Annotated in this window: 2 protein-coding genes and 1 pseudogene; all 3 read left to right on the top strand. The window is 77.8% G+C overall.

The features are described 5' to 3' along the window. Positions 1–335 precede the first annotated feature (335 nt). Positions 336–2,256 (top strand): annotated as a pseudogene (locus VR44_RS38800) (glycogen debranching N-terminal domain-containing protein). A gap of 117 nt (positions 2,257–2,373) precedes the next feature. After that, positions 2,374–3,120: an NUDIX hydrolase gene (locus VR44_RS38805; RefSeq protein WP_045952392.1), complete on the top strand. Its 747-nt coding sequence runs from the start codon at positions 2,374–2,376 to the stop codon at positions 3,118–3,120. Positions 3,121–3,308: 188 nt separating this feature from the next. Further along, positions 3,309–4,452: ATP-binding cassette domain-containing protein (locus VR44_RS38810; protein WP_245692874.1), on the top strand; the 1,144-nt coding region annotated here is incomplete at its 3' end.

Consider the following 4,452-nt stretch of genomic DNA (forward strand, 5'->3'; position numbering starts at 1 on the left):
TGGCTACCCCCGCACCCGAACCCGGCCCGACCGGAACCACCCCCGCTCCCCGACCACCGGCGCTCCCACCGGGGCCCCCACCGGGGACGGCCCCCGCCTGGGACGCGCGCCCGTCGGGGTCCCCGCCGGCGGCGGCGCCGGCCGCGGGTCCACGCCTGCCGGGGTCCCCGCCGGGGACGGCATCGGCCTGGGACTCGCGTCCGTCGGGGCCGCCGCTCGGGACCGCCCCGGGTGGCGGCGCCCCCTCATCGGGGTCACTGCCCGAGGGCCTTCCCCTTTCCGGGTCCCGCCCACCGGGCCAGGTTTCCGGGGCGGGCGGCGTGCGACGGGCCGAGTTGCCGCCGGTGCACGGTGCCGTCATCTGCGTGGCCGCGCCCTGCCTGGTCATCTCGCCCGAGCACGGCCAGCTGACCGGGCGGGGCATCGAGGGGATCTACAGGTCCGGGCGCCGGCTGCTGTCCCGCTGCGTGCTGCGCGTCGCCGGGCGGGATCCCGTCGCCGTCCAGGGGCGGAGCCTCGGGGCCGACCGGGCCGCTTTCACCGCCACCGTCCGAACGGGGGTCGAGCCCGGCCCCGACCCCGACATCGGCGTCGAACGGGTCCGGCACGCCGACGGCACCGAACGCATCACCGTACGCAGCTTCGCCGCCCGGCCGCTGCGCCTGCCCGTCGAGGTCTCGCTCAGCACGGACCTGGCCGAACTGGCCGCGGTGGCGGGCGGCCGGGCCGGGCCCGAGCTCACCCCCGGGGTGCACGCCGCCGGGCTGCGCTGGAGCACGGAGGAGGCCCTGGCCGTCACCACCGCCGAGCCACCCCCCGACGACGTGCTCGCCACCGCCGGCCTGCTGCGCTGGCAGCTCGAACTGGGCCCGGGGGAGTCCCGCAGCATCGAGCTGCGGACCACCCGGGACCGCACCGCACGGGCCCCCGCCGGACAGGTCGCCAACCCGCTCGCCGCGGCCCGCGCCGAGGGCGACGACCCCAGGGCCGAAGCCTGGCTGAGCACCAGCGTGGACGACCTGCGGGCCCTGCTCCTGAGGGACCCCGTGGAGCCCGGCGACGCCTTCGCCGCGGCGGGAGTGCCCTGGCGGCTCGGGCTGGCCCCGGCGGAGTCGCTGTGGGCCGCCAGGATGGCACTGCCCCTCGGCACCGGGCTCGCCGCCGCCACCCTGCGGACACTGGCCCGCAGCCAGACCGCCGGGAGAGGCCCCGCGGGCGGCATGATCCCGGGCCCGCTGCGCGCCGCCGGGCCGCAGCTGCCGCCCGGCTGCACCGGCACCGAGGCCACCCTGGCCTTCCCGGCGGTGCTCGCCGAGGCCCGCCGGTGGGGGCTGCCCGAGGAGGAGGTGGCCCGCCTCCTGCCCGCCGCCGAGCGCTGCCTGGACTGGCTGCGCGGAGCGCTCGGCGAGGACGGGTTCCTGGCCGACCCCGACCCCGGGCCGCGCCGCTGCGAGACCCAGGCCCACGCCCACCGGGCCGCGCTGCTCGGTGCCGATCTGCTCGACGGGTGCGGGCGGGCCGGAGCCGCGGAGTGGCGTGAGTGGGCGGCCGCCCTGCGGGAGAGGTTCCTGGACCGGTTCTGGATCGACGGCCCGGACGGGGGCCGCCCCGCCGCCGCCCTGCATCCCGACGGCCGGCCCCTGGTCCGGCTGACGGGAGCGGCCGCACACCTGCTGGACACCGGCCTGCTCGGCGGCGGCCGTCTCGCGCCCGGCCTGCTGGACCGGGTCCGCACCGAACAGCTCGCCCGGCTGCTCGGGGCCCCGTCCATGGATTCCGGATGGGGGCTGCGGAGCATGGCGGCCCGCGAGCCGGGACACAACCCCTTCGGCCACCGCTCGGGCGCGGTTCGGGCCCACGAGAGCGCCGTCGCGGTAGCCGGACTGGCCCAGGCCGGCTACGAGAAGGAGGCCGCCGGCCTGCTGCGGGGCATGCTGGACGCCGCGGAGGTCTTCGGATACAGGCTGCCGGAGATGTACGCCGCGGAACAGCGCACCGCCGGCAGCGCCCCGCTCCCGCATCCGGCGGCCTGCCGTCCGGNCCGCGGCGGGGATCCACGCCCTGACCGCCCTCGCCGGCATCCGCCCGGACGCCCCCGCGGGGACGGTCGCGGTCACCCCCCGCGCGGGCGCCCCCCTCGGCGCCCTGCGCCTGGCGGGCCTGCGGGTGGCGGGCGAGCCGTTCACCGTCCGCATCAGCCGTCTCGGTGTCGGCATGGTGGAGGAGGCCGCCGATGAGCTCCAACTGGGAGGGTGAGACGCCGCCCGGGTGGCGGGCCCGGCTGGCCGCGAGCGTGCGGACTGGGTTCCAGATCACCGTCCTCGGGATCACGAAAGCGCTGTTTATCGTCAGGAAGACGACTATGATCGCGGCATGTCGCCCTACGACCCGTCGGCCTTCCCGCCCTTTGCCGTCACCGTCGACCTGGTCGTGCTCACCGTGCGGCGCCACGCGCTCTGCGCGCTGGTCGTGCGACGGGGAGAGCAGCCGTTCCAGGGGCGCTGGGCGCTGCCCGGCGGCTTCGTGCGCGCGGACGAGGACCTCTCGGCCGCCGCGGCGCGGGAACTCGCCGAGGAGACCGGTTTGTGCGCGCACGACCCGGCGTCCCCCGGCGTGGACAACGGGGCGCACCTCGAACAGCTCGCCACCTACGGGGACCCGCGGCGCGATCCCCGGATGCGGGTGGTCAGCGTGGCGCACCTGGTGCTCGCCCCCGACCTGCCCGCGCCCCGCGCGGGCGGCGACGCCAACAGTGCCCGCTGGGCCCCCGTCGATGAACTCCTGGAGGGTCCCGGCCAGACCGTCGAGGGCCTCGCCTTCGACCACGCGCGGATCCTCACCGACGGAGTCGAGCGGGCCCGTTCGAAGATCGAGTACTCCTCGCTGGCCACGGCCTTCTGCCCGCCCGAGTTCACCGTCGGCGAGCTGCGCCGGGTGTACGAGGCGGTGTGGGGTGTGGCGCTCGACCCGCGCAACTTCCACCGCAAGGTCACCGGAACCCCCGGGTTCCTGGTGCCCGCCGGAGGGACGACGACCCGTCAGGGCGGCAGGCCAGCCCAGCTGTTCAGGGCCGGCGGGGCGACCCTGCTCAACCCGCCGATGCTGCGGCCGGAGGTCTGACCCGCCGGCATCGCGGCCTGCGCCTCCGGCGCGGGCCCGGCCGGGGGCGACCCGGCCCGGGCTGCCCCGGACGGGGGCAAGGCGGGCCGCAACGCGGAGCGGCTGCACAGAAAATCGGACATATCGGGTTATCTTGCATGCGGTACTCACCCTGCCGCAGAGCGGTCCCACACCCTGCGAGAGAAGCGATGCTCCAGGCCATCGGACTCACCAGCACACCCCGTCGAGACCTGCCGCCCCTCGTGGACGACCTCACCTTCGAGGCCCGCCCGGGGTGCGTGACCGCCCTGCTCGGAGAGCCGGGTTCGGGCAAGACCACCGCCCTGCGGCTCATGCTCGAACTCGAACCGGGCCGCGGCATCACCTATTTCCGCGGCCGCCCGCTGCACCGGGTCCCGCACCCCGGGCGTGAGGTCGGCGTGCTGCTCGGCGACGTCCCCGGCCATCCGTCGAGGACGGTCCGTGGCCAGCTGCGCATGCTCTGCGCCGCGGTCGGGGTCCCGGCCTCCCGGGCGGACATCATGATGGAGGTCGTCGGCATCGCGGGCCTGCGCGACCAGCGGCTCGGCTCGCTCTCGGCCGGCATGGACCGCCGCGTCGGGCTGGCCGCGGCCCTGCTCGCCGACCCCTGCACCCTGCTCCTCGACGAGCCGGCCGCCGGCCTCCAGCCCCGGGAACGCGCCTGGCTGCACGGGCTGCTGCGAAGCCATGCCTCCCTCGGCGGGGCCGTGCTGTTCACCACCGCCGACGCCAAGGAGGCCGCCCGCCACGCCGACCGGGTCGTCTCCATCACCTCGGGCCGCCTCGTCGCCGACCAGGAAGCCGCCGACTTCGCGCGCACCCGGCTGCGCCCGCGGGTCGCCGTGCGCACGCCGCACGCCGCGCGGCTCGCCGACGTGCTGGGCCGCGAGGCCCGGGCCGCGCACCGCCCCGTGGAGATCGTCGAGGAGAGCGGCAGCAGGCTCTCCGTGTACGGCAGCAACTGCGCCGAGATCGGCGAGGCGGCGTTCCGGCACGGGGTCCTCGTCCACCAGCTCGCCGACGAGACCGGCGACGCAGGAGCCCCCGTGCCGCCCGTACCGCAGGCCCGCACCGGTGCCGGCGGCCCGGGCCGGGCGGAGGCGCGGGTCGAGGCCGGAACCCCGGTCCGCGCCGGAGCGGGCGCCGTCGCCGGCCCCGAAGCCCCCGCCCCCTCCGACCACCACACCGACCTGCGGCCCGTCTCCGCCCCCGGGACGGGGCTCCGCGCCGCGCCGGGCGCCGCGGCCGCCCCCTGGCCCGCCCCCGGAGGCGACGCCGCGGGCCGCCCCGCAGCCGCGGACAGGACCCCGT

The sequence above is a fragment of the Streptomyces katrae genome (genome assembly GCF_000966975.1).
Classification (GTDB): domain Bacteria; phylum Actinomycetota; class Actinomycetes; order Streptomycetales; family Streptomycetaceae; genus Streptomyces; species Streptomyces katrae.

Bases quoted from the DNA above. Each gene is read 5' to 3' on its own strand.
- VR44_RS38805 (WP_045952392.1), top strand. From the start codon at position 2,374: ATGTCGCCCTACGACCCGTCGGCCTTCCCGCCCTTTGCCGTCACCGTC.